General features: G+C 60.2%; 21 protein-coding genes. 9 read left to right on the top strand and 12 right to left on the bottom strand.

The genetic code is table 11. The features are described from left to right. Nucleotides 1-4: 4 nt before the first annotated feature. Nucleotides 5-1,378, top strand: coding sequence for a DUF1329 domain-containing protein (locus C5F71_RS08885; protein WP_104910979.1), 1,374 nt, complete (start codon nt 5-7; stop codon nt 1,376-1,378). Between the two features lie 305 nt (nt 1,379-1,683). Here the strand turns inward: C5F71_RS08885 and C5F71_RS08880 are convergent, their stop codons facing one another. From C5F71_RS08880 to C5F71_RS08835, 9 genes are all read right to left on the bottom strand, one after another. Beyond that, on the bottom strand, nt 1,684-2,472 hold the full coding sequence (locus C5F71_RS08880) for an XRE family transcriptional regulator (RefSeq protein WP_029292287.1): 789 nt from the start codon (nt 2,470-2,472) through the stop codon (nt 1,684-1,686). 225 nt (nt 2,473-2,697) lie between these two features. Beyond that, a complete protein-coding gene (ppa, locus tag C5F71_RS08875) occupies nt 2,698-3,225 on the bottom strand; it encodes an inorganic diphosphatase (protein ID WP_003176323.1) in 528 nt (175 codons plus the stop codon). Between the two features lie 111 nt (nt 3,226-3,336). After that, on the bottom strand, nt 3,337-4,149 hold the full coding sequence (locus C5F71_RS08870; protein WP_104910978.1) for a zinc-dependent peptidase: 813 nt from the start codon (nt 4,147-4,149) through the stop codon (nt 3,337-3,339). Nucleotides 4,150-4,155: 6 nt separating this feature from the next. Further along, nucleotides 4,156-4,812 carry a DedA family protein gene (locus C5F71_RS08865; protein WP_029292285.1) on the bottom strand — a complete coding sequence of 219 codons (657 nt, stop codon included), beginning with the start codon at nt 4,810-4,812 and terminating at the stop codon, nt 4,156-4,158. Nucleotides 4,813-5,100: 288 nt separating this feature from the next. Then, nucleotides 5,101-5,559, bottom strand: coding sequence for an N-acetyltransferase (locus tag C5F71_RS08855; RefSeq protein ID WP_029292284.1), 459 nt, complete (start codon nt 5,557-5,559; stop codon nt 5,101-5,103). A 105-nt stretch (nt 5,560-5,664) separates the two neighbouring features. Next, nucleotides 5,665-6,507: an ethanolamine ammonia-lyase subunit EutC gene (eutC, locus tag C5F71_RS08850; RefSeq protein WP_092230698.1), complete on the bottom strand. Its 843-nt coding sequence runs from the start codon at nt 6,505-6,507 to the stop codon at nt 5,665-5,667. Next, nucleotides 6,504-7,898 (bottom strand): ethanolamine ammonia-lyase subunit EutB, encoded by a 1,395-nt coding sequence (locus tag C5F71_RS08845; protein ID WP_092230694.1) that lies wholly within the window; start codon nt 7,896-7,898, stop codon nt 6,504-6,506. Before C5F71_RS08845 ends, eutC begins: the two co-directional genes overlap by 4 nt. A 52-nt stretch (nt 7,899-7,950) precedes the next feature. Beyond that, nucleotides 7,951-9,384 (bottom strand): ethanolamine permease, encoded by a 1,434-nt coding sequence (eat, locus tag C5F71_RS08840; protein WP_029292281.1) that lies wholly within the window; start codon nt 9,382-9,384, stop codon nt 7,951-7,953. 212 nt (nt 9,385-9,596) lie between these two features. Beyond that, nucleotides 9,597-11,117, bottom strand: a complete 1,521-nt coding sequence (locus tag C5F71_RS08835; protein ID WP_029292280.1) for an aldehyde dehydrogenase family protein — start codon at nt 11,115-11,117, stop codon at nt 9,597-9,599. A gap of 291 nt (nt 11,118-11,408) precedes the next feature. Between C5F71_RS08835 and C5F71_RS08830 the strand changes: the two genes are divergently transcribed. From C5F71_RS08830 to C5F71_RS08810, 5 genes are all read left to right on the top strand, one after another. Next, nucleotides 11,409-13,328 carry a sigma-54-dependent Fis family transcriptional regulator gene (locus C5F71_RS08830; protein WP_104910976.1) on the top strand — a complete coding sequence of 640 codons (1,920 nt, stop codon included), beginning with the start codon at nt 11,409-11,411 and terminating at the stop codon, nt 13,326-13,328. Nucleotides 13,329-13,731: 403 nt separating this feature from the next. After that, nucleotides 13,732-14,832 carry a hypothetical protein gene (locus C5F71_RS08825; protein WP_158682857.1) on the top strand — a complete coding sequence of 367 codons (1,101 nt, stop codon included), beginning with the start codon at nt 13,732-13,734 and terminating at the stop codon, nt 14,830-14,832. Between the two features lie 191 nt (nt 14,833-15,023). Next, nucleotides 15,024-16,373 (top strand): UDP-N-acetylmuramate:L-alanyl-gamma-D-glutamyl-meso-diaminopimelate ligase, encoded by a 1,350-nt coding sequence (gene mpl, locus C5F71_RS08820; protein ID WP_029292277.1) that lies wholly within the window; start codon nt 15,024-15,026, stop codon nt 16,371-16,373. Beyond that, entirely contained in the window at nt 16,370-16,999 is a 630-nt protein-coding gene (ubiX, locus tag C5F71_RS08815) for a flavin prenyltransferase UbiX (protein ID WP_038443595.1), read from the top strand. Before mpl ends, ubiX begins: the two co-directional genes overlap by 4 nt. Continuing rightward, entirely contained in the window at nt 16,992-17,276 is a 285-nt protein-coding gene (locus C5F71_RS08810; RefSeq protein ID WP_070995633.1) for a YceK/YidQ family lipoprotein, read from the top strand. The genes ubiX and C5F71_RS08810 overlap by 8 nt, the downstream gene beginning before the upstream one ends. Before the next feature lie 283 nt (nt 17,277-17,559). Here C5F71_RS08810 and C5F71_RS08805 read toward each other — a convergent pair whose 3' ends face one another. The 3 genes from C5F71_RS08805 to C5F71_RS08795 all read right to left on the bottom strand — a co-directional run bounded on the left by C5F71_RS08805 (nt 17,560) and on the right by C5F71_RS08795 (nt 20,542). Then, complete coding sequence (locus C5F71_RS08805) at nt 17,560-18,201, bottom strand: oxidoreductase (RefSeq protein ID WP_029292274.1); 642 nt, start codon at nt 18,199-18,201, stop codon at nt 17,560-17,562. A gap of 28 nt (nt 18,202-18,229) precedes the next feature. Beyond that, complete coding sequence (locus C5F71_RS08800; protein WP_092230683.1) at nt 18,230-19,948, bottom strand: C13 family peptidase; 1,719 nt, start codon at nt 19,946-19,948, stop codon at nt 18,230-18,232. A 138-nt stretch (nt 19,949-20,086) separates the two neighbouring features. After that, nucleotides 20,087-20,542, bottom strand: a complete 456-nt coding sequence (locus tag C5F71_RS08795; protein WP_070995635.1) for a MaoC family dehydratase — start codon at nt 20,540-20,542, stop codon at nt 20,087-20,089. A 281-nt stretch (nt 20,543-20,823) separates the two neighbouring features. Between C5F71_RS08795 and C5F71_RS08790 the strand changes: the two genes are divergently transcribed. From C5F71_RS08790 to C5F71_RS08780, 3 genes are read left to right on the top strand one after another with little or no spacing between them, the layout of a single operon-like run. Continuing rightward, nucleotides 20,824-21,186, top strand: a complete 363-nt coding sequence (locus C5F71_RS08790) for a CidA/LrgA family protein (RefSeq protein ID WP_029292271.1) — start codon at nt 20,824-20,826, stop codon at nt 21,184-21,186. After that, nucleotides 21,183-21,899, top strand: a complete 717-nt coding sequence (locus C5F71_RS08785) for an LrgB family protein (RefSeq protein WP_029292270.1) — start codon at nt 21,183-21,185, stop codon at nt 21,897-21,899. Before C5F71_RS08790 ends, C5F71_RS08785 begins: the two co-directional genes overlap by 4 nt. 21 nt (nt 21,900-21,920) lie before the next feature. Next, a complete protein-coding gene (locus tag C5F71_RS08780) occupies nt 21,921-22,511 on the top strand; it encodes an LON peptidase substrate-binding domain-containing protein (RefSeq protein ID WP_070995636.1) in 591 nt (196 codons plus the stop codon). Nucleotides 22,512-22,583 lie beyond the last annotated feature (72 nt).

Raw genomic sequence — 22,583 nt, 5'->3', positions numbered from 1 at the left:
CGCCATGTTCCACACACCTCGAATGCTCACCGCCGGTTTGGCGCTGGCCCTCGGCCTAGCCGCTGGCAATGCCCTTGCGGCGCTCTCGCCCCAAGATGCGCAACAGCTCAAGACCCAGCTCACACCCTTCGGCGCCGAGCGCGCGGGCAATGCCGCCGGCACCATCCCGACCTGGGAAGGCGGCATCACCCAGGCGCCCAAGGGCTATGAAAAGGGCAAGCACCACGTCGACCCCTTTGCCGGTGACAAACCGCTGTTCACCATCACCAAGGCCAACCTGGAACAGTACAAGGCCAACCTGACGGCGGGCGAGATCGCCTTGTTCAACAGCTACCCCGACAGCTTCCAGATGCCCATCTACCCGAGCCGACGCTCCGGCTCGGCGCCGCAGTGGGTGTATGACAACACCTTCAAGAACGCCACCAGCGCCAAGCTGCTGGACGGTGGTACCGGCTTCGCCGATGCCTTTGGCGGCGTGCCGTTCCCCATTCCGCAAAACGGCGTGGAAGCACTGTGGAACCACATCACCCGCTACCGCGGCACCTACATCGTGCGCCGCGCCTCGGAGGCGCCCGTGCAACGCAACGGCAGCTTCGCCCTGGTCACGGCGCAGCAGGAGGGGCTGTTCAACTACTACCGCCAGGGCGGGCAATACGCCGACCTGAAAAACATCCTGTTCTACTACCTGACCTTCGTAAAAAGCCCGGCCCGCCTGGCCGGTGGTGCGACCCTGGTGCACGAGACCCTCGACCAGATCAAAGACGCCCGCCAAGCCTGGATCTACGACGCCGGCCAACGCCGCGTACGCCGCGCACCGAACCTGGCCTACGACACACCGATCTCATCTTCCGATGGTCTGCGCACGGCGGACGACACCGACATGTTCAACGGCTCGCCGGATCGCTACGACTGGAAATTGCTGGGCAAGAAAGAAATCTACATCCCCTACAACAACTACAAGCTCGCCAGCGCCGACGTGAAATACGCCGACCTGCTCAAAGTCGGCCACCTCAACCCGCAATACACCCGCTACGAGCTACACCGCGTGTGGGTAGTCGAAGGCACCCTCAAACCAACGGCGCGGCACCTGTACTCCAAACGCGTGCTGTACCTTGATGAAGACAGCTGGGGCGCGGCAGTGGTTGATCAGTACGACGGCCGTGGCGAACTGTGGCGGGTGTCGATGGCCTACTTGAAAAACTTCTACGATTTGCCGACTACCTGGAGCGCATTGGACGTGTTCCATGACCTGCAGGCACGGCGGTACTACGTGCAGAACCTGGATAACGAAGAGCCGCAGACGGTGGACTTTGCGCAGCCGATTCCGGAAGACTCGTACTTCATGCCCTCGGCGTTGCGCTTGCGCGGGACTCGATAGGGCTGTCGTTGTTAGTTAGATGGCGAGAGCCGTGCTTGAGGGTGCGGCTCTTTGCTTTTTTTGAGGTGTCTAGCCTGATGGGTAGTCAGGCTGTTGGGGGCGCTTTATTCGGGGCAATTAAAAAGCCGGCTTGTGGCCGGCTTCTCGGGGACTGGTTAAGTCTATTTTTGGTAAACCTCACCAGCCTTCAATCGTTCACTCAAGCGCTCGCCCAAGTGATAAAGGGGGCATCGGCGGGAACTCCTCCGCGTCGCCGGGCAGGGTGTGTGGGCTTTACGCCGACCCTGCCAAATGTGCCGCGCATGTTACTCACATTTATTTGATTTTCCCAGCGTCTGGTCTGATTTAGAGCTGTCGTGGCCGATCAGGTGGTCGTCCAGCGGGACGGGAGGGCGGCGTTTGTTGAGGGTGGACCACCAGAACACCCAACCCAGAATGTGGACGTTTTGCTCGAAGCGCTGGTCGTAGGTCAGGAGTTCGTCGGGGTGTTCGTTGCTGTTGTGGCTGCGGATGCGCAGGCCGCCGCCGGGTCGGTTGTAGAGGTATTTGATGCGCAGCATGCCGTCGTGTTCGAGGGCGTAGATCTCGCCGTCGATGATTTGCGTGCGGCCGCGGTCGATGGCCAGGATGGCGCCGTCCTGGATGATGTCGATCATGCTGTTGCCAACCATATAGGCTCCCAAGGCGCGGTCGGCGGTGACGTTGAGTTGTTCCAGGGTATGCAGGGACAGGCGTAGGGTTTCCTGGGCGTTGAAGGAGGCGTGGAGGGGGACTTCCACGTCGACTTTTTCCGGGCCGCTGCTGGGGTCGCAGAGGTAGTGGCCGCAGTCTTCGCGTGCGGCGGCGTTGTTTGCGCGGTTGGAGCCTTCCAGGTGGTAGTTGGTCGGCGGGTGTTTGGGGCCTTCGCCGGTACGCAGCCAGCGGCTGGTGACACACAGCAGTTCTGCTATTTCGTCGAGCCGGGCCATGGGCACGCCACGCTTGAACCAGTTATTGACGTGCTGGGGCGTGACGTCGCGATTCTTGGCGAAGTCGGAGGCGGAAAGATGCACTTCCCTAAGTAACGTTCTTAAGCGATCACCTGATGTATTCATAAACGCAGAGTTTACTGGCCGGAAAACTAGATCAAATAAACCATGCGTTGAGTTGGTGTATGTAGGTATTTCCTTATTGCAAGTAAAGTCTTGATTGAATTGAGGTTAGTTAAACGTTAGTTGCTGTTTTGTTTATCTAAATGAACTTGCCGTTTATTTTTTCCCACAAAAAAAGCCCCGAATGATCGGGGCTTTTTTGATTGCCGTGGCAATGAGTAGCGGGTATCAGCCTTTGTAGGCGGCTACCGACTTCATGATCTCGGCGCGGGCGGCGTCTGCGTTGCCCCAACCGTCGATCTTCACCCATTTGCCTTTTTCGAGGTCTTTGTAGTTCTCGAAGAAGTGCTTGATCTGCTCCAACAACAGTGGCGGCAGGTCGGTGTATTCCTTCACGTCGACGTACAGCTGGGACAGCTTGTCGTGTGGCACGGCGATAACTTTGGCATCGCCGCCGCCGTCGTCGGTCATGTTCAGGATGCCCACCGGGCGAGCGCGGATGACCGAGCCTGGGGTGACCGGGTAAGGGGTCACGACCAGCACGTCGAGGGGGTCACCGTCGTCAGCCAGGGTGTTAGGGATGAAACCGTAGTTGGCCGGGTAGAACATCGGGGTGGCCATGAAACGGTCAACGAACAGGCAGTCGCTGTCTTTGTCGATTTCGTATTTGATCGGCGCGTGGTTGGCCGGAATCTCGATGGCGACGTAGATGTCGTTCGGCAGGTCTTTGCCAGCCGGAATCTTGCTGTAGCTCATTGGGCGTTGCCCCCGTTGGTGGCCAGGTAAATTGGCCGGATTGGCCTAAAAGTGGCGGCGATTATAGGCATATTCCTGTGCCGATGCCACGCGCCAGACGTCGTACGGTACTTAGCCTTCAGTCTGATAGCGCAGGTCGCTGGCCTGCAGATGTTTCAGGCGGGCCAGGGGATCCTGGCGGTAAAAGTGGCTCAGTTGCTCGTAGACCTGTGGATAACTCTCAGTGAGTAAATCCGGTGCACTGAAAAAATACTCGCTGGTGACGGCAAAAAATTCCGCAGGGTTTTCCGCCGCGTAGGGGTCGATGGCGGTTTCGGCGTCGGGGTTGTGGTCGAGCTGGCGGTTGAGGTCGTCATAAGCGCTCTGCATCACGCTGGCCCAGTCCTGGACGCGCATGTCGTGGTGCAGGGGTGGCAGGCCGTTGGCGTCGCCATTGAGCATGTCGAGTTTGTGTGCCAGTTCGTGGATCACCAGGTTGTAGCCTTCCCAATTGCCACTGGCCAGCACCCCCGGCCAGGCGAGGATCACCGGGCCTTGCTGCCAGGCTTCACCACTGTGTTCGCCGTCCCATTCATGTTCCACGCCGCTGGCGTCGCGATGGCGCTGGGGGCTGCGGAAGTCATCGGGGTAGAGGATGATTTCGTGGAAACCCTGGTACCAATCGAGGTCGCCCAGGTTCATCAGCGGCAGTTGCGCCTGGGCGGCGAGCAGCAGGCGTTGTTCCTGGTGCAGTTCGACACCGGGCAGGGCGGTGAGGTGCTTTTCGGCGAGGAACAGCACGCTGGCCTCACGCAACCATTGGTCCTGTTCGGCACTGATACCGTCGAGGAAGGTCAGGTGATGGCGCACCCGCTGCCAGGTGTCATCGGCAACGGGATGCTTGGCCAGGAGGCGCCGGCGACGCCAGGCGCTGAGGGACCACATGGCCGATCAGTGCGGCTTGGCTTCGGATGAGGTGCGGCCAAAGCGGCTGCGGGCTACGCCAATGATCATCGGCACCAGCGACAGCAGGATGATGAACACCACCAATAGCGAGAGGTTTTTCTTGATGAACGGTACGTTGCCGAAGAAGTAGCCGAGGGTGACCAGGCCGCCGACCCAGAGGATGGTGCCCAGCACGCTGAAGCCGAAGAACCGCGGGTAAGGCATTCTGGCAACACCGGCGACGAACGGCGCGAAGGTCCGCAGGATCGGCAGGAAGCGCGCCAGGGTCACGGTTTTGCCGCCGTGCTTGTCGTAGAAATCGTGGGTTTTTTGCAGGTAGTCGCGACGGAAGATTTTCGAGTTGGGGTTGCTGAACAAGCGTTCCCCGGCGGTTCGGCCGATCACGTAGTTGGTACTGTCACCCATGATCGCCGCCAGCATCAGCAGGCCGCCCAGCAGGACCGGGTCCATGCCGCCGCCTGCAGCTACGGCGCCGGCAATGAACAGCAGCGAATCGCCCGGCAGGAACGGCATGACCACCAGGCCGGTTTCGCAAAAAATCACCAGGAACAGGATGGCGTAGATCCACGGACCGTAATTGGTTACCAGCAAGTCGAGGTACACGTCGAGATGCAGGATAAGGTCGAGCGGGTTGAAATCCATGGATGGCACCTGTGTGGACGGCCTGGCTCAGCGGGCCTGTGCGGAAGCTTCGGGCAATAAGGCTACAGGCGTATGCCGGTTTTCTTACAGTCCTAAAAGGTCGGCATTATACGGATTGAATGACGAAATGCGTGTTGGTTTTGTAGCGGGGGATGTCGCAGCTATTCTGCCTAGCACTGATCCAAATGTGGGAGCTGGCTTGCCTGCGATGCAGGCACCTCGGTGTGTCAGCCAGACCTCGGTGAGGTTATCGCAGGCAAGCCAGCTCCTACATTTTTTTGCGGTGTTTCAGTCTTCGCTGATCGGGAGCGTGTAGTTCTTGAACTCGGTGTCTTCACGAAAGCCCATGGACTCATAGGTCTTCTGCGCCACGGCGTTATCGCTGCTGGTCGATACGCGCAAGCGCACGGCATTGGTTTCCTTGGCCATCTTTTTTGCGGTACGCATCAGGTTATCGGCCACCAATTGGCGCCGGGCATCCTCGGCGACGTAGATGTCGTTGAGGATCCACACCCGTTTCAATGACAGCGAAGAAAAGCTCGGATACAGCTGGCAAAAGCCGAGCAGTTTGCTGTCGTCGTCATCGGGCAGGGCCAGGTAGATTACCGATTCCTTGCGCCGCAGGCGCTTTTCCAGAAAGGCCCGGGATGAGTCAGGAAAGGGCAGCGCGCCATAGAACTCACGGTATTTGACGAATAACGGGGTCAACAGGTCCAGGTGTTCCAGAGTCGCTTGAGTGATCCGCATGCTAGGCCTCAACTTCTATAGGAATACGACGGCAAACGGTCCTTTACTCGGGCGCCCGCTGCTTGATGCTGCCTAAAGCGGCGAAAAATCGCAATCGTGCTGGTATCAGTCCTTGGGCGGGCTGAGTAGGAAGTTGCCTTTCATCAAGTCCGGATCATCCGTTTCCAGGGTCTGAACCTGCGCCTCGTCCTTGAGGTTGACCCCCGACAGCTGTCGCCGGCAGGCCTCGCGCATCAAGTACAGTAAACGGTGGGCCGCCATGCCGTAGCTCAGGCCCTCCAGGCGCACGTTGGAAATGCAGTTGCGGTACGCATCGGTCAGGCCCACCTTGGGGTTGTAGGTGAAATACAGCCCCAGGCTGTCCGGCGAGCTGAGCCCCGGCCGTTCGCCGATCAGGATCACCACCATTTTGGCACCGAGCAACTGACCGATTTCATCGGCGACCGCGACCCGGCCTTGTTCCACCAGGATCACCGGCGACAACGACCAGCCTTCAGCGTGGGTCTGTTCTTCCATGCGTGTCAGAAACGGCACGGTATGTTTATGCACCGCCAGCGCCGATAAACCATCGGCCACCACTACCGCCAGGTCCACGCCACCCGGGTTGGCCAGGGCGTAGTCGCGCAGGGTCTGCGCCGACTCATCGCTCAGGCGCCGCCCCAGGTCCGGGCGCTGCAGGTAGCTATGGCGGTCGGGGGCGGCGCTGTGCAGCAACAGGCTGTCGCGGCCGCGCTCGGCCATCTGGCTGCTCAGGCCGGCATGGTCGAACGGTAGGTGCACCGCGTCCCGCGCCTGGGCGTGGGCGAACTGGAAGTCCAGTTGCGCGCCGGTGGGGATGCTGGTGCCGGTGCGGCCCAGGGCAATCCGCGCCGGGGTCAGGCGCCGCAGTTCCAGCCATGGGTTATCGCTTGGAGGTGTGTCGGTCTGCACTTCAGGCTCCTTCTTCATCCCAATTGCGCCAAGGCATGGCGGAAGGCCGGTGGCAGGTTGTTGCCAAACTGCACCTTGCCATCGGCTTGCGTGAAGATGCCCATTTTCGCCAGCCACTGTTCGAATTCCGGCGCGGGCTTGAGCCCCAGGGTCTGGCGGGCGTAGAGCGCGTCGTGAAAGGACGTGGTCTGGTAGTTGAGCATGATGTCGTCGGAGCCCGGGATGCCCATGATGAAGTTGATCCCGGCCACGCCCAGCAGGGTCAGCAGGGTGTCCATATCGTCCTGGTCGGCTTCGGCATGGTTGGTGTAGCAGATGTCGCACCCCATGGGCACGCCCAGCAGCTTGCCGCAGAAGTGGTCTTCGAGGCCGGCGCGGATGATCTGCTTGCCGTTGTACAGGTACTCGGGGCCGATAAAACCGACCACGGTGTTGACCAGGAACGGCTTGAAATGCCGCGCCACGGCATAGGCGCGGGTTTCGCAGGTTTGCTGGTCGATGCCAAAGTGCGCGTTGGCCGACAGGGCACTGCCTTGCCCGGTCTCGAAATACATCAGGTTTTGCCCCAGGGTCCCGCGATTCAGGCTCAAGCCCGCATCGTAGCCTTCCTGCAGCACATTCAGGTTGATCCCGAAGCTGGCGTTGGCCGCTTCGGTGCCGGCAATCGACTGGAACACCAGGTCCAGGGGCACGCCCCGGTTGATCGCCTCGATGGAGGTGGTGACGTGGGTCAGCACGCAGGCCTGGGTCGGAATCTCGTAGCGCTGGATGATCGCGTCGAGCATCTCCAGCATGGCGCAGATCGAGGCGATGCTGTCGGTGGCCGGGTTGATGCCGATCATGGCGTCGCCGTTGCCGTACAGCAGCCCGTCGAGGATGCTCGCGGCAATGCCCGCCGGTTCATCCGTAGGGTGGTTGGGTTGCAGGCGTGTGGACAGGCGCCCGCGCAGGCCCAGGGTGCCGCGAAATTGGGTAACGACGCGGATCTTCTGCGCCACCAGCACTAGGTCCTGCACGCGCATGATCTTCGACACGGCGGCGGCCATTTCCGGGGTTAGCCCTGGCGCCAGGGCGCGCAGGCTGTGTTCGTCGGCGGCGTCGCTGAGCAGCCAGTCGCGCAGGCCGCCGACGGTCAGGTGGCTGACCACGGCAAAGGCTTGCTGGTCGTGGGTGTCGATGATCAGCCGGGTGACTTCATCGCTTTCGTAAGGGATCAGCGCCTCTTCAAGGAAGTGCTTCAACGGGATATTGGCCAGGGCCATTTGCGCCGCAACCCGTTCGCCATCGTTCTGCGCGGCGACGCCTGCGAGAAAATCCCCGGAGCGTGCGGGACTGGCCTTGGCCATCACGTCCTTGAGGCTGTCGAAACGGTAGGTCAATGCACCGACCGAATGGGAAAAACTTGCCATACAGACTCTCCATGACGACGCGGGCGCTGGCCCGCATCGTGGTTTACGGCGTTTAGTGCAAGGCGGCCTCTGCGGCCTGGATCGCCGCGAATTCTTCTTCCGGCGTGCCTGCTACCAAGTGATGCCGACTGTAGAAAGCAAAGTAAGCAATTAATACTCCATAGATGATCGCCGCGCCAATCACCACGCGTGGATCCACCAGGAAACCCGCCACGACCGCAATGCAGGCCAGTATCAGGGCCAGGCCCGAGGTGAAGATGCCGCCTGGTGTGCGGTAAGGGCGCTCCATTTTGGGGCGACGGATGCGCAGGGTGATATGCGCGGCCATCATCAACACATAGGAAATGGTCGCGCCAAACACCGCCACCAAAATCAGCAGGTCGCCCTGGCCGGTCAGCGACAGGCCGAAGCCGATGATCCCGGGGATAACCAGGGCCAGTACCGGCGCTTTGCTTTTGTTGGTCTGCGACAGCTTGCGCGGCAGGTAGCCGGCGCGGGACAGGGCAAAGATCTGCCGGGAGTAGGCGTAGATGATCGAGAAGAAACTCGCGATCAGCCCGGCCAGGCCCACCAGGTTGACGAAGCTGCCCATCCAGGTGGAACCGCCGTAGGCCAGGGCCAGGGACTCCACCAGCGGGTTGCCGGACTTGACCAGCGCCAGGGTACCGGCGCCACCGGGTGCGATCACCAGGATCAGCAGGGCAAAACTGGTCAGCACCACAATCGCGCCGATCAGGCCGCGGGGCAGGTCGCGTTTCGGGTTCTTGGTTTCTTCGGCGGCCAGGGGCACGCCTTCGACCGCCAGGAAGAACCAGATCGCATAGGGGATCGCGGCCCACACGCCAACGTAGCCAAACGGCAGGAAACTGCTGGCGCCCTTGGCCTCGGTCACGGGGATATCCAACAGGTTGGCGACGCTGAAGTGCGGCACCATCGATACCAGGAACACGCCCAGGGCAATCGCGGCGACAGCGGTGATCACAAACATCAGCTTCAGCGCTTCCCCGACACCAAAGATGTGGATGCCGATAAAGATGATGTAGAACGCCAGGTAGATCATCCAGCCGCCGATGCCAAACAGCGACTCGCAATAGGCGCCGATAAACACCGCAATGGCGGCGGGGGCGATCGCGTACTCGATGAGGATCGCCGTGCCGGTGAGGAACCCACCCCAGGGCCCGAATGCACTGCGGGCAAACCCGTAGCCACCGCCGGCGGTGGGGATCATGGAAGACAGTTCAGCGAGGGAAAAGCACATGCACAAGTACATGGTGGCCATCAGCAATGTGGCGAGGAACATCCCGCCCCAGCCGCCTTGGGCCAGGCCGAAGTTCCAGCCGGCGTAGTCGCCGGAGATCACATAGGCAACGCCGAGGCCGACTAACAGCACCCAGCCGGCAGCGCCTTTTTTCAGTTCACGTTGTTGGAAATATTCGGAGTCGACTTTTTCGAAGTCGACGGAGGATCCTGTCGGTTCGCTAGGCATGGGGAAGTACCTTTGGTTCTTATTGTTTTATCCCGACTGACTTGAGCCGGATGAGATGCCGAGTATTTATGATGATTCAGTGTGGGAGCTGGCTTGCCTGCGATAGCGGTTTCACATTCAACATGAGTATTGGCTGTACTGGCCTCATCGCAGGCAAGCCAGCTCCCACACTTGATTGCATTTCAAGTGTGGGAGTGTGGTGCTGACGAAACTTAGAAGAAACCCAGTGGATTGATGTCGTAGCTCACCAGCAGGTTCTTGGTCTGCTGATAGTGATCCAACATCATCTTGTGTGTCTCACGACCCACCCCGGACTTCTTGTAACCGCCAAACGCCGCATGCGCGGGGTACAGGTGGTAGCAGTTGGTCCACACGCGCCCCGCTTTGATCGCCCGGCCCATGCGGTACGCACGGTTGATATCGCGGGTCCACAAGCCTGCGCCCAGGCCGAACTCGGTGTCGTTGGCGATCGCCAGTGCTTCGGCTTCATCCTTGAAGGTGGTGATGCTCACCACCGGGCCAAAGATTTCTTCCTGGAACACGCGCATCTTGTTGGTGCCTTTGAGCAGGGTCGGCTGGATGTAATAGCCGGTGGCCAGATCGCCGGTCAGTTTTTCCACTTTGCCGCCGGTCAGCAACTCGGCACCTTCGCCCTTGGCGATTTCCAGGTACGACAGGATCTTGTCGAACTGCTGCTCGGACGCCTGGGCGCCGACCATGGTGTCAGTGTCTAGCGGGTCGCCACGCTTGATCGACTCAACCTTCTTCATCACCACTTTCATGAAGTCGTCGTAGATCGACTCTTCCACCAGCGCGCGGGATGGGCAGGTGCACACTTCGCCTTGGTTGAAGAACGCCAGCACCAGGCCTTCGGCGGCCTTTTCGATAAATTGCGGCTCGGCTTTCATGATGTCGGCGAAGAAGATGTTCGGCGACTTGCCGCCCAGCTCAACGGTGGACGGAATAATGTTCTCGGCCGCGCAATGCATGATGTGCGAGCCCACCGGGGTGGAGCCGGTGAAGGCGATCTTGGCGATGCGCTTGCTGGTGGCCAGGGCTTCGCCTGCCTCCTTGCCGAAACCGTGAACCACGTTCAGCACGCCGGGTGGCAGCAGGTCGCCGATCACTTCCATCAGCACGTTGATGCCCAGTGGGGTCTGCTCGGCGGGCTTGAGTACCACGCAGTTGCCGGCGGCCAGGGCTGGCGCGAGTTTCCAGGCGGCCATCAGCAGGGGGAAGTTCCACGGGATGATCTGCCCGACCACGCCCAGGGGCTCATGGAAGTGGTAGGCGGCGGTGTGTTCGTTGATCTCGGCGCTGCTGCCTTCCTGGGCGCGGATGCAGCCAGCGAAGTAGCGGAAGTGGTCGGCGGCGAGGGGGATATCGGCGTTGAGGGTCTCGCGTACCGCCTTGCCGTTGTCCCAGGTTTCGGTGATGGCCAGCAGTTCCAGGTTCTGTTCGATGCGGTCGGCGATTTTCAGCAGCACCAGCGAACGGTCCTGGGCCGAGGTCTTGCCCCAGGCATCAGCGGCGGCGTGGGCGGCGTCCAGCGCCTTGTCGATATCCTTGGCCGTGGAACGCGGGAAGTCGGCGATGGGCTTGCCGTTCACTGGCGAAGTATTGGTGAAGTAGTTGCCGTCGACCGGTGCCACAAATTCGCCACCGATGTAGTTGCCGTACTTGGCCTTGAACGAAACGATAGCGCCTTCGGTACCAGGGTGTGCGTAACGCATGGTGGGTATCTCCTGACTTCTTATGTTTATTGGAGTGCAGCATTGCTGCGCTTGATAAAGCGTAGAGCAAAGGTCGGGCCAGCGCCCTGCAGCGCAGGTAAATCAAGGGGTTGGGGTTTGTTGCAAGGCTTTGCTGTGACACAGGCGGTACAGTCAGGGTGACACTTTGTGCCACAAGCGATACAGCTTGTGACCCATGGGTCGCCGCGGGATTGCAATGCGCCCAGGCCTGGAGGATGCTGGGCGTCCCGGTCCGCGGTGTGTCCCGCGCAACAGGAGAACAATAAGAACATGCACAACGATCATTTCAGCCGCCATGCCCGGCAAGTCCTGACCGTCACCCGTGGGCAAGACCCGTTGCACGGTCCTGGCAGCGACCCATCGATTGCCCGTTCCTGGCTGCGCTGCGTAGAGGACTATCACCTCGACCCGACGTTGACCGTCGCGCCCACGGTGCTCGAGCATGAGCGCCTGCTGGAAAGCCGCGAGCGCCTGCAGCAAGTGCTGCACATCGCCGGCAACGAAATGAACAGTTTGCATCAACAACTCTCTGGCGCCGGCCACGCGGTGCTGCTGACCGATGCGCGCGGGGTGATCCTCAATTGCGTCACCGCGCCCAGCGAACGCAAGGTATTCGAGGGTGCCGGGTTATGGCTCGGCGCCGACTGGAGCGAAGCCTGCGAAGGCACCAACGGTATCGGCACCTGCCTGGTGGAGCGCCAGGCCCTGACCATTCATCGCGATGAACACTTTCGCGGTCGCCATACCGGGCTGACCTGCTCGGCGAGCCCGGTGTTTGATCCCCATGGCGACCTGTTGGCGGTGCTTGACGTGTCGTCGGCCCGCGAAGCGGTATCGCGCCAGAGCCAGTTCCACACCATGGCGCTGGTCAATCTTTCGGCGAAGATGATCGAGAGCTGTTATTTCCTGCGGCACTTCGAAAATCACTGGTTGCTGCGTTTCCACCTACAGGCCGAATCCGTGGGCCTGTTCAGCGAAGGGCTGCTGGCATTCGACGGCGAAGGGCGGATCTGTGCGCTCAACCAAAGTGCGCAAAACTTGTTGGGCCTACCACGGGGGCGCTTGCTGGGCCTGCCGGTGGAGATGTTTTTCGACTGCACCCTGGATCAATTGCTCGGTCGCGCCAATGCCAGCGCCAGTTGGCCTTTGCGTACCCGTGACGGGCGCAGCGTGTTTGCGGCACTGCGTGGCGAGGCGCGGCGCGCCCCGAGCCCGGTGGTGTCGGCGCCGCCGCCGGTCGAGCGGCCCCGGCTGGCGGGGATCTGCCTGGGAGATGAGGCGCTGCAGAGCGACTTTCGCAAGGCCTTGCGGGTGTTTGAGCGGGACGTACCGTTGTTGGTCAATGGCGAAACCGGCTCCGGCAAGGAGGCCTTTGCCAAGGCCGTCCACCATGCCAGCCAGCGCGCCGACAAAGCCTTCGTGGCCCTGAACTGCGCAGCCATCCCTGAAAGCCTGATCGAGAGCGAGCTGTTCGGTTATCGCGGCGGCAGTTTCACCGGGGCCCGCAAGGAAGGCATGCGCGGCAAGCTGCAACAGGCTGACGGTGGCACCTTGTTTCTCGATGAAATCGGCGATATGCCCCTGGCCCTGCAAACCCGGCTATTAAGGGTGCTGGAAGACCGATTGGTGGTGCCCATCGGCGGTGAACCGCAAGCAGTGAACGTGCGCATCATCAGCGCAACCCACCGTGATTTATTGATGCGGGTGGCCGACGGCACCTTCCGTGAGGACTTGTACTATCGCCTCAATGGTCTGGAGGTGGCGTTGCCGGCGTTGCGTGAGCGTAGCGACAAGTCGCAGCTACTGGACTTTGTGCTGGCCCAAGAGGCAGAAGGGCAGGGGATAGAACTGGATGGCGATGCCCGTCAGGCGCTGCTGGACTTTTCCTGGCCGGGGAACGTCCGGCAACTGCGTACGGTACTACGTACCTTGACCGCGCTGTGTGACGGTGGGCGGATAGGGGTGGGCGATTTGCCGGCAATGATTCGCCAGGTGCCTTCCCAGGTGCAAATTACCGTACCGCGGGAAAAACAGCCGCTGGAGGACGCCGAGCGCTTGGCACTGTTGACCACGCTCGAACAGCAGCGCTGGCATATGACCCAGGCAGCAGAACAGTTGGGTGTTAGTCGTAATACGCTATACCGCAAGTTACGCAAGCATGGTATCGCTTTGCGCTCCGCAGCAGAGTGACGTCAAGGGAGACTCCTGCTCTCTTACTGTCTTTTGGAAGACTCGCCCACGCTCGCCTTTTACAAAAGGTACCGGTGGGCAAGTCGGCGATGTTTTGATCGTACTTTGTAGTGCGTAAATATGTTTGATATGAAGTTCTTATGAGGCTTATACAGCGGAGGGCTGGCTGGAAATAATCTTCGGGTAGTGGCTATTTAATATTTTTTTACTTTGGGTGCTGTTCGAAGTAATGGGCGGTTGTTTTGCTTGGGACAAAATTTCATATTCGATTTTAAATGTGTGTTGGGTGGAACTAAGTGTTGTGTTTTTTATACTTAGGGGTAAGGGATGAGTCATTGCGTTGGTTGTTTGGTTTAGGGATAAGTAAAATTAATAGTTACATATCTATACGATGGGTGAAAACATGAATATTACAGGCTCCCCTGTTTCAACCTCCTTTCAGGTAAAGGACCGGGTATCCGAGGCGCCGGGCCAGCAGGCAGTTGCCGGCACGAAAGGGGCTTCAGATTGGAGCGCGTCCGGGGATAAGCAGAAGACGCAAGCATCCAGCGAGGGGAATACCGCTGGTGAATCCTTGGATGGAATCAATACACGGACTAAGAGGGGGTTTAAGGGAGGGGCCTCCAAAATTTATTCTTTTGTAAGTCCAAAGCCCCCCAAGACTAATTTGATAGCAAATGCTTATAAACCGACCTCTACTCTGGGCCCTACCCGGCCAGTAGGCCCCTCAAACACCCAAGGGGTGACTAAATTCAGGGAGATGGTGTTCAAAACGCAGCACCCAGGCTTATCACTCACCGGCCCGGCCAAACCCGCTGTTGCCAAACCCCAAACATTTGGTGATGTGGCGGCCAATCTCGTTTCAGCTGATCGTCTGGTCAAGGCCGGGGTGTTCAAAACGGACACTAGCTTGAAAACCGTCACGCGGGATGCTTTTGTGGGCGCCTCAGTAAACGGACTTGTCAGCACTCCGCTGAGTATTGGTACCTACGCGGGGTCTGTCTGGACGGGCGAAACGATCAAAGGTAATTTTACTGCCAATACCCCGCTACTTCCTCCGGCTCATCAGCCTGCCCCAAGCCAGGCCGCCAATGCTGCTTCTGCGGCGGGAAGTGGTGGGGCAGAACAAAGTGCTGCATTGGTTAAGACGCGTACAGAAAGTGCTGAGTTAAAAATGACGTATGCCGTCAATACGATTCAGGCCATGGTTGAAGGGGGAGATGGTAAGGCCCTGGAAAAAAGTTCGACATGGCCAGTTGACATAAATGAACGCCTTGATTTGATGGAAAAGATTTACGATGCGTCCGAGAAAAACATGGCGGAAGTTTCGGAGCAAAACGGATTTATTTACAAACCCTATAAGGATGATTCAGCAGTAGGGTCGAAAAGTGTTACTGCCAGGTTGGATGCGCTGGATAAAAGGTATGAACATCTCAATAGTAATGGCATAGGCAGACTTCTGGCGGTGCGGGAGGTGGAGACGAGAAAACCTCAGACGGTGTGAGGCAAGTTTCATTGTTTCTGATTCGTTAGCTAGAGTGCATTTGTTTGTTTCGCCAAAGGTGCGCAATCAAGCCTGGTACTGTGCAGCAATGCCCAAGTACCAGGCGTGATTGCAACTCTTCGGGGCGCAGTAAAAGAGTGCGATTTTCCACGCCCTGCGCTAACCTGCCTCGATGTTTTACGAGGTCCACTATGCACATTCATATTCTCGGTATTTGCGGCACCTTCATGGGCTCAATGGCTGTCCTGGCCAAAGAGCTGGGCCATCACGTCACGGGCTCCGACGCCAACGTCTATCCGCCCATGAGCACGCAATTGCAGGCCCAGGGCATTGAATTGACCCAGGGCTACGATCCGGCGCAATTTGACCCGGCCCCAGACCTGGTGGTGATCGGCAATGCCATGTCCCGTGGCAACCCCGCCGTGGAATACGTGCTCAACAAAGGTTTGCCCTATGTCTCCGGCCCGCAATGGTTGGCCGATCATGTGCTGCAAGGGCGCTGGGTGCTGGCGGTTGCCGGTACGCACGGCAAGACCACCACCAGCAGCATGCTGGCCTGGGTCCTGGAGCACGCGGGCATGAGCCCTGGCTTCCTGATCGGCGGCGTACCGCAGAACTTTTCGGTGTCGGCACGCCTGGGTGATACCCCATTCTTTGTGATCGAGGCCGATGAATACGACAGTGCCTTCTTCGATAAACGCTCCAAGTTCGTCCACTACCGTCCGCGCACGGCGATCCTGAACAACCTGGAGTTCGATCACGCAGACATCTTCCCCGATCTGCCGGCTATCGAGCGGCAGTTCCATCACTTGGTGCGCACCATCCCAAGCGAAGGCCTGGTGATCCATCCGACCACCGAACCGGCCTTGCAGCGCGTGATCGACATGGGTTGCTGGACGCCAGTGCAAACCACCGGCGCGGGCGGGCAGTGGCAGGTCAAGTTGCTGCGTGAGGACGGGTCCCGGTTCGAAGTGCTGTTCGAGGGCGAGCCCCAAGGCATCGTCGACTGGGACATGACCGGCCAGCACAACGTCGCCAACGCCTTGGTCACTCTCGCGGCGGCGCGTCATGTCGGTGTGGTGCCGGCCATGGGCATTGCCGCGTTGAGCGCGTTCAAGAGCGTCAAGCGGCGCATGGAAAAGGTTGCCGAAGTGAATGGGATTACCATCTACGACGACTTTGCCCACCACCCTACGGCGATTGCCACCACCCTCGACGGCCTGCGCAAGCGCGTTGGCGATGCGCCGGTGATCGCGATCATCGAGCCGCGTTCCAACTCCATGAAACTCGGTGCACACCGCGACGGCCTGCCGGAAAGCGTCAACGATGCCGACCAGGTTGTGTGGTACGCGCCGGCCAACCTGGGCTGGGACTTGGCGGCCGTTGCCAAACTCTGCAGCGTGCCGTCGATTGTCAGCGATTCCCTGGAAGGCATCATTGAGCGGGTCAAGAGCCAGGCCAAACCGGGGACGCACGTGGTGATCATGAGCAACGGCGGCTTCGGCGGTTTGCACGGCAAACTGGCCGAGGCGCTGCGATGAGCGGCCCGGAGCGCATTACCCTGGCGATGACCGGCGCGTCCGGCGCGCCTTATGGGTTGCGTTTGCTCGATTGCCTGGTGCGTGAAGACCGCGAGGTGCATTTCCTGATTTCCAAGGCCGCGCAATTGGTGATGGCCACCGAGACTGACGTCTCGCTGCCGCCCAAGGTGCAGATGATGCAGGCCTTCCTCACCGAATACACCGGTGCGGCGGCGGGGCAGATCAAGGTCTATGGCAAGGAAGACTGGATGTCACCGGTGGCCTCCGGCTCCGGTGCGCCTGCGGCAATGGTGGTGGTGCCATGCTCCACCGGCACGCTGTCGGCGATCGCCACCGGCGCTTGCAATAACCTGATCGAGCGCGCGGCGGACGTGACCTTGAAGGAGCGCCGCCAGTTGATCCTGGTGCCGCGCGAGGCGCCTTACTCGAGCATTCACCTGGAGCATATGCTCAAGCTGTCGAATATGGGCGTGACCATCCTGCCGGCATCGCCGGGCTTCTATCATCAGCCACAGACCATCGATGACCTGGTGGATTTCGTGGTGGCGCGGATTCTCAACCTGCTGAATATCCCCCAGGACATGTTGCCGCGTTGGGGTGAGCATCATTTGAGCAGTGATGAATAAACTCTTGTTGATGGTGCTGGCACTGCAACTGATGGGCTGCGCCACCGCGCGCACCCTGGATGCGGCCAAACCCGGCGCGCCAGTGGTGTATGCGGGGACGCGCCTGGACTTGTATGCGATGCAGGGTGGTTGTTGCGCCATGGACCGCTTTGGCGCCGAAGCGCCGAGCTATCCGGGCCTTGATCTGCCGGCCAGTGCGTTGCTCGACACACTGCTGTTGCCGCTGTCGGCGTTGACGGTATTGGGGGTTGGGTTCAATGCGACGGGTGGGTTGTAACGCTGAGCCAAGGTGTAACACCGACCTGAAATGTGGGAGCGGGCTTGCTCGCGAAGGCGCAGTGTCAGTCACTCTCGTTGGTGGCAGTTGCACCGCCATCGCAGGCAAGCCTGCTCCCACTTTTGTTTTGCAGCGTATGCAAAATTCCCTGCCGTCCCGAGATCACCTGTGGGAGCGGGCTTGCCCGCGAAAGCGGTGGTTCAGTCACTCTCGTTGGTGGCAGTTGCGCCTTCGCGAGCAAGCCCGCTCCCACATTGGGCCGGTGCAAAACCGTTGAGCAGACTCACTTGCCGAGCTTGCGCAACTCATCCGACTCGACGATCCGCACTCCATCCTGCTCTTCCAGCGCCAGGCGCCACATGGCCCGGGCCAATTCGCATACTTCGATGCCGCGATATTTGCCGGGAATCAGCCGCGACAGCGGGCCCGCGAGCTTTTCCGCGAGCCGGGTCTCCAGCCGTTCGCCCAGCAGCAGCGAAGGCCTCACGATGGTCAACTGCGGCCAGTCCTGGGCCTGCAACGCCTGCTCCATTTCCCCTTTGACCCGGTTGTAGAACACCGAGGACTTTGGATCGGCGGCAATGGCGCTGATCACAATCAGGTGCCGTGCGCCCATCTCCCGTGCGCGCTTGCCGAACGCTACCACCAGGTCCAGGTCGATCGCGCGAAAGGCTTCCTCCGAGCCGGCCTTTTTCAAGGTGGTGCCCAGGCAGCAGAAGGCCAGGTCGACCCGGCCGCTCAGTTGTGGCAGCAATACGTTGGGATCGCCGACCGGGTTTTCCAGGTGCGGGTGTTCGGCCAGCGGGCGGCGGCTGGGCGCCAATACGCGGGTGACGGTGGGCTCGTTGAGCAGGCGGTCCAGCAGATGTTCCCCGGTCAAGCCCGAGGCTCCGGCAAGCAATATATGCTGAGGCGTCAAGTACATGGTATTTCCCCCTTGATACAGTTTCAGCTTAGTTGCTCTTTGCTTCCTTGCTATTGATAGAGACGCTTTCCAGCGCCTTTCGTGCCTGCTGTTTGCGTAATAATTGCCAGCGGGCGATGACGCTCTTGGGGGCCCAGATCTGTGGTTCGGAGGCTTCGAAGTTGTCAGCCATTTCGCGTTCGGTCACATGCCGTTGGGCCAGCTTGAAAGCATGTTGCAAATCGTCGGTCTGGGTCAGGGCCTGGGCGAACAAGGCATCGCCAAAGTAGGTGAAGTCGGCTTCTTCCGAGCAGCCAAACGACACACGATCGGCGCGCGAGGCGGTCATGATCAGGGTGTGATCATCCTTGAGCGCCGGGATAAACCCACCGGAGTAGCAGGCTGAAATCACGATGACCTTGTCGCGGTTTTTCAGCGGCGCCATCACCGCCGCCAGTTCGTCGCTCGGCAGGTCGGCCAGCTCCATGCGGGGTTGGTCGAGCACCAGTTGGTGTTCGTGGGTGCCGTGGCTGGTCAGGTAGATAAACACCAGGTCTTCGGGGCCGGTGCGCTCGGCCAGGGTCTGCACGGCACGGCGCAGGCTTTCGCGGGTTGCCATCGGGCGGTCGGCGATGTGGTCGCGATGGTTGACCAGGCGGATCTGCCCGCGGGCGCCGAAACGGCTGGCCAGCAGGTTGCTGACATAGTCGGCCTCGCGCAGGAATACGCTTTGCTTGCCGTCGCCGGCCACCACCAGGGTGTACAACTCGACCGCCGGGGTCGACGCCGGCACGGCGGCAAGGGCGTTATCGAGCAGACGCCCCTGGGCCAGTACCCCGACTTCCAGGGCATCGGGCAACAGCTTGCCGTCGGCATCGCGTACGCGCAGGCCATTGGCCCAGGTCCCGGCCTGTACCGTGCCATCGGTGAGCACCAGGGTGCCTTGCCCGTGATAGCTGTCGTTGTCGAAGCCACCGATGTAGAAACTGCCATCGCTGAGGTTCAGGCGCCCTTCACCGGTAAAGCGCCAATCACTGAATTGCCCGATGTAATGGCTGCCATCCACACCGGTCAGTTCGCCTTTACCGCTGAGGGCGCCTTCGCGGAACTCGCCGGTCCACACATCGCCGTCGGCGTTTTCGTAGCGGCCCTTGCCGTTGAGTTGGTTCTGCTTGAAGTGGCCGATGTACATGTCGCCTTCGGCACTGTTGAAGGTGCCGTTGCCTTCCAGTTGGCCATTGACGAAGTGACCGCTGAACTGGTTGCCGCTGTCGTCGTTGCGCTGGCCTTCACCGTTGGGTTTGCCGTGGGCGAACAGCCCCTGGTATTGGCTGCCGTCCGCCAACTCCAGGCGGCCGAGGCCGGAATACTGGTCGTCCTTGAATTCGCCGCGATAGGTCATCTGCCCCTCTCTGAGGGTGCCTTCGCCGTTGCGCCGGCCTTGCTTGAAGCCGCCGACATAGGTGTTGGCTGCGGTGGTCAGGGTGCCCTGGCCATCGAACAGACCTTGCTGGAACTGACCTTTATAGACTTCGCCATTGCTGCCGTGCCATTCGCCCTGGCCATGCCACTGGCCCTTGTCGAATTGCCCGGCGTACCAACTGCCGTTGGGGTAGTCCACCCGGCCCTGGCCTTGCAACAGCCCATCGACCACATCCCCGCGATAACGCCCGCCGTCCGGCAGCCGTGCGTCGGGCGGCAACAGGGGTTCGCCGTCGCCGCAAGCGGTGAGCAACAAGGCCAGAGCAAGGGGAACGATTGGGCGCATAGCGGGATCCGGATAATTGAGCGCCGAGTATGCCGCAGCGGGGGAAGCTATACCTAGTGGTCTGTGTGCTAATACAGACTTGTCGGCGATGGCGCGACTGCTGGCGCTATCGCCGGCAAGCCGGCTCCTACAGATGTATCAGACGAAGCACAGTGACAATGATTCGGCGATGTAGGCGGGTTTTTCCTGGCCCTCGATTTCCAGGGTGCAAGTGGCCTTGAGCAGCCACTGCCCCGGCTTTTTCTCGGTGGCGTCGGTGAGGGTCACTGCCAGGCGCACCTTGGAGTTGACCTTCACCGGCTGGATAAAGCGCACGCTGTCCAGGCCGTAGTTGACCGCCATCTTCAGGCCCTCGGGCATGATCAGGATGTCTTCGATCAACTTGGGGATCAACGACAGCGACAGGAAACCATGGGCAATGGTGCTGCCAAATGGGGTCTGGGCAGCTTTTACCGGATCGACATGGATGAACTGAAAATCGCCGGTCGCTTCTGCGAACAGGTTGATACGCTCCTGGTCGATGGTGAGCCATGCGGAACGTCCCAGTTCCTTGCCGACATATTCATTGAGTTGCGCTACAGGTACGAAAGGCATTGCGACTCTCCTTGGTTCATCAATCTATTCCCTTGTAGGAGCGAGCTTGCTCGCGAAAAACCCAATGTCACCGCGTACTGCCTGGGTGCACCCGTTATCGTCGACGGCTTTCGCGAGCAAGCTCGTTCCTACAGGGGGTTATTGTTTTAGGTGGATTCCCGAGAACCAATGTAGATCATCATGGGCAAATGGCCCGGTCAACCCACCATGCTTTTGGCGAATGCCTGTTCATAGGAGCGGCGTGCTTATAATGCCCACGGGCTTTTGGGGGGAGAAAATCCATGCTGTTACGCGGTCTGACTTGGCTGGTGTTGTTTCAATTGCTGGGCACGGCGATCAATCACTTGTTCCTGCCGATCTTGCCGGGGCCGATTGTCGGCCTGCTGTTGCTGCTGGCGTATCTGGTGTGGCGCGGCGAGGTCGGTGAACCGCTGAGCCTGGCGGCCAGCAGCCTGCTGCGTTACCTGCCACTGCTGCTGGTGCCGCCAGCGGTGGGAGTGATGGTATATGCCAAGGACATTGCCGCCGATTTCTGGGCCATCGTCGGGGCGTTGGTCCTGTCGCTGGTAATCGCCATGGGCGTTGTTGGTGTGATGATGCAAAAACTGGTCAAGCGCCAGGCGCGGCGGGAGGAGGGGCAATGACCTTCGATTGGCAGGGCGCGTGGGCGGCGGTGATCCACCATCCCTTGTTTGGTATTGGCATCACGTTGGGCGCCTATCAACTGGTACTGGCGGGGTTCGAGAAAACCCGCTGGATCTTCCTGCAGCCGGTACTGGTCTCGATGTTGCTGGTGATCGGCGTGCTGCTGGGGTGCGGGTTGACCTATGTCGAGTACCGCAAAAGCACCGAGATCATGAGCATCCTGCTGGGCCCGGCCACCGTGGCGCTGGCGGTGCCGCTGTATTTGAACCTGCGGCGGATCCGCCAGTTGTTCTGGCCGATTTTTACTACGCTGATGGTGGGCGGGGTGTTTGCCACCGGCCTGTGTGTGTGGCTCGGCTGGTGGTTTGGTGCCGAACATATGGTGCTGATGACCATGGCGCCCAAGTCCGTGACCTCGCCCATCGCCATGCTGGTGGCCGAGCAGATCGGCGGCGTTGCGGCGCTGGCGGCGGTGTTCGTGCTGATCACCGGGGTGATCGGTGCGATGATCGGGCCGGCTTTCCTGTCTCGCCTGGGGGTGCACAGCCCTGAGGCACGGGGCATGGCCCTGGGCATGACCGCCCACGCGGTCGGCACCTCGGTGGCCTTGCAGGAAAGCGAAGAGTGCGGGGCCTTTGCCGCACTGGCGATGAGTTTGATGGGCGTGGCCACGGCAGTGTTCCTGCCACTGGCCGTGTCTTTGGTGATTTAAATCGGGTTTAAGGAACGCTTTATGAGTCTGGCGCTGTTCCCTCTCAATACGGTGCTGTTTCCAGGCTGCACCCTCGACCTGCAACTGTTCGAGGCGCGCTACCTGGACATGATCGGCCGCTGCATGAAAAAGGGCGAAGGCTTCGGCGTGGTCTGCATCCTTGATGGCCAGGAAGTCGGCCTGGCGCCCGACGGCTATGCAGTGATTGGTTGCGAAGCGCTGATTCGTGATTTCAAGCAGCAGGACAATGGCTTGCTGGGGATTCGGGTCGAGGGTGGGCGCAGGTTTCGGGTGCGCGAGGCGGATGTGCAGCGCGATCAACTGTTGGTAGCAGATGTCGAGTGGCTGGAAGACCTCCCCGAGCGCCCGTTGGACGAGGAGGATGCTGATTTGTTGGCGCTGCTTGAGGCCCTGGCGGAGCACCCGATGGTCGCCTCGTTGGACATGGGCGCCGATGCGCAGGGGCAGCAGGTGTTGGGCAACCGCCTGGCCTACTTGTTGCCGTTCACCGATGCAGACAAGATCAAGTTGCTGCAACTCGACGACCCCCAGCAGCGTCTGGATGCGATCCAATTGCTGCTGGATGAGTTGCAGGGTGAACTGTTTCCCTGAGCCGGGTTGTCTCGGATTGATCCGCGCAAGGTTCGGATTTTTCTTCGATGCCGGGTGCCCATCGCCTGAAAT

Origin of the sequence: Pseudomonas sp. LG1D9, assembly GCF_002949995.1 — a bacterium.
GTDB classification, from domain to species: domain Bacteria; phylum Pseudomonadota; class Gammaproteobacteria; order Pseudomonadales; family Pseudomonadaceae; genus Aquipseudomonas; species Aquipseudomonas proteolytica.
Note: the sequence above shows the minus strand (reverse complement) of the source record. Positions and strands in the feature narration are given on the sequence as shown.

Excerpts from the sequence above, each read along its gene's own strand:
- C5F71_RS08885 (WP_104910979.1), top strand. The coding sequence starts at position 5 with ATGTTCCACACACCTCGAATGCTCACCGCCGGTTTGGCGCTGGCCCTC.
- C5F71_RS08880 (WP_029292287.1), bottom strand. The coding sequence starts at position 2,472 with ATGAATACATCAGGTGATCGCTTAAGAACGTTACTTAGGGAAGTGCAT.
- ppa (WP_003176323.1), bottom strand. The coding sequence starts at position 3,225 with ATGAGCTACAGCAAGATTCCGGCTGGCAAAGACCTGCCGAACGACATC.
- C5F71_RS08870 (WP_104910978.1), bottom strand. The coding sequence starts at position 4,149 with ATGTGGTCCCTCAGCGCCTGGCGTCGCCGGCGCCTCCTGGCCAAGCAT.
- C5F71_RS08865 (WP_029292285.1), bottom strand. The coding sequence starts at position 4,812 with ATGGATTTCAACCCGCTCGACCTTATCCTGCATCTCGACGTGTACCTC.
- C5F71_RS08855 (WP_029292284.1), bottom strand. The coding sequence starts at position 5,559 with ATGCGGATCACTCAAGCGACTCTGGAACACCTGGACCTGTTGACCCCG.
- eutC (WP_092230698.1), bottom strand. The coding sequence starts at position 6,507 with ATGAAGAAGGAGCCTGAAGTGCAGACCGACACACCTCCAAGCGATAAC.
- C5F71_RS08845 (WP_092230694.1), bottom strand. The coding sequence starts at position 7,898 with ATGGCAAGTTTTTCCCATTCGGTCGGTGCATTGACCTACCGTTTCGAC.
- eat (WP_029292281.1), bottom strand. The coding sequence starts at position 9,384 with ATGCCTAGCGAACCGACAGGATCCTCCGTCGACTTCGAAAAAGTCGAC.
- C5F71_RS08835 (WP_029292280.1), bottom strand. The coding sequence starts at position 11,117 with ATGCGTTACGCACACCCTGGTACCGAAGGCGCTATCGTTTCGTTCAAG.
- C5F71_RS08830 (WP_104910976.1), top strand. The coding sequence starts at position 11,409 with ATGCACAACGATCATTTCAGCCGCCATGCCCGGCAAGTCCTGACCGTC.
- C5F71_RS08825 (WP_158682857.1), top strand. The coding sequence starts at position 13,732 with ATGAATATTACAGGCTCCCCTGTTTCAACCTCCTTTCAGGTAAAGGAC.
- mpl (WP_029292277.1), top strand. The coding sequence starts at position 15,024 with ATGCACATTCATATTCTCGGTATTTGCGGCACCTTCATGGGCTCAATG.
- ubiX (WP_038443595.1), top strand. The coding sequence starts at position 16,370 with ATGAGCGGCCCGGAGCGCATTACCCTGGCGATGACCGGCGCGTCCGGC.
- C5F71_RS08810 (WP_070995633.1), top strand. The coding sequence starts at position 16,992 with ATGAATAAACTCTTGTTGATGGTGCTGGCACTGCAACTGATGGGCTGC.
- C5F71_RS08805 (WP_029292274.1), bottom strand. The coding sequence starts at position 18,201 with ATGTACTTGACGCCTCAGCATATATTGCTTGCCGGAGCCTCGGGCTTG.
- C5F71_RS08800 (WP_092230683.1), bottom strand. The coding sequence starts at position 19,948 with ATGCGCCCAATCGTTCCCCTTGCTCTGGCCTTGTTGCTCACCGCTTGC.
- C5F71_RS08795 (WP_070995635.1), bottom strand. The coding sequence starts at position 20,542 with ATGCCTTTCGTACCTGTAGCGCAACTCAATGAATATGTCGGCAAGGAA.
- C5F71_RS08790 (WP_029292271.1), top strand. The coding sequence starts at position 20,824 with ATGCTGTTACGCGGTCTGACTTGGCTGGTGTTGTTTCAATTGCTGGGC.
- C5F71_RS08785 (WP_029292270.1), top strand. The coding sequence starts at position 21,183 with ATGACCTTCGATTGGCAGGGCGCGTGGGCGGCGGTGATCCACCATCCC.
- C5F71_RS08780 (WP_070995636.1), top strand. The coding sequence starts at position 21,921 with ATGAGTCTGGCGCTGTTCCCTCTCAATACGGTGCTGTTTCCAGGCTGC.